The organism is Methylopila musalis, assembly GCF_042679725.1.
Taxonomy (GTDB): domain Bacteria; phylum Pseudomonadota; class Alphaproteobacteria; order Rhizobiales; family Methylopilaceae; genus Methylopila; species Methylopila musalis.
Genome location: NZ_JBHTMX010000377.1, coordinates 1 through 1,075 on the forward strand (window position 1 = coordinate 1; position 1,075 = coordinate 1,075).

Annotated in this window: 2 protein-coding genes; one reads left to right on the top strand and one right to left on the bottom strand. The window is 70.2% G+C overall.

The window, feature by feature from the left end; all coding sequences use genetic code 11:
* Positions 1-108 precede the first annotated feature (108 nt).
* Entirely contained in the window at positions 109-711 is a 603-nt protein-coding gene (locus tag ACFQ4O_RS17775; protein ID WP_378777740.1) for an LOG family protein, read from the bottom strand.
* A 136-nt stretch (positions 712-847) separates the two neighbouring features.
* On the opposite strand from ACFQ4O_RS17775, the gene ACFQ4O_RS17780 reads away from it, so the two are divergent.
* Positions 848-1,075, top strand: a 228-nt coding sequence (locus ACFQ4O_RS17780) for a hypothetical protein (RefSeq protein WP_378777741.1), incomplete at its 3' end; no start/stop codon positions are given.

Below are 1,075 nucleotides of genomic sequence, written 5' to 3' on the forward strand. Positions count from 1 at the left end.
GGTCGGATCTCGACCGGCGCGGGGGCGGCGACGGGCCGCGCTGGCTCAGGCTCGCCCGGCTGTGGCGCGCCAGCCGCCGCGCGCCGCCGTTCTGACCTTAAGGCCCCGTCATAGCTGCTGCAGGGCGAGCTCGTCCGGCTCGGACAGGTCGTCGATCAGCCGCGCGGCGTTCTCCAGCAGGGGAATCACCTGATCGACGGTGGTCGCCACCACGTAAGGCACCGCCATGCCGGGGCGGATGAAGCCCTGGGCGGACATGTGGTGGAGAAGGGCGATCAGCGGGCTCCAGAAGCCGCCGAAATCGGCGATCAGGATCGGCTTGTCGTGGCGGCCGAGCTGGGCCCAGGTCATCTGCTCGACCAGTTCCTCCAGCGTGCCCACGCCGCCGGGAAGCGCCACGAAGGCGTCGGAGCGTTCGAACATGATGCGCTTGCGCTCGTGCATGTCCTCGGTGACGACCAGCTCCTGCACGTCGGCGAGCATCACCTCGCGGTCCACCAGAAACTGCGGAATGATTCCCGTCACATGGCCGCCGGCGGCGAGCGTCGCGCGGGCGACCGCGCCCATCAGGCCGATGTTGCCGCCGCCATAGACGAGGCCGACGCCGGCCTCGGCCAGCGCGCGCCCCAGGGCCGCCGCGTCCTCCATGTGCCGGGGATCCGCTCCGGGGCTGGAGCCGCAATAGACGCAGACGGTTCGGATTCGGGTCATGAGATGAGTTGGCGCCGCGGGGTCACGGCGGTCAAGACGAAGAGCGGGCACGGATAAGACCAGGGGCGAGCAGAGTGATCGGAGGTGCGCGGCGGGCGCCCGCAGTGTAGGAGAAATGCATGGAGCGGGGATGACGATGACGTCATTCGCCTCCGAAACCTTCGATACGGGCGTTCGGGTGATGGGTAAGGCGGTCAAAACGGGGTTCGCGATCGGGTTCGCGGTGGCGGTGGTCCTGGCCTCCGCTTACGGCTGTCAGCCCGAATTTCGGCGGACGATCGATCGCCTGACGGGCGCGCCCACGCCGCCGCCGACGCCTGCGCCCCCTGCGCCTGCGCCGCGACAGCCGGACGCGCCGTCCGCG

Coding starts and splice junctions, on each gene's coding strand:
- ACFQ4O_RS17775 (WP_378777740.1), bottom strand. CDS start 711: ATGACCCGAATCCGAACCGTCTGCGTCTATTGCGGCTCCAGCCCCGGA.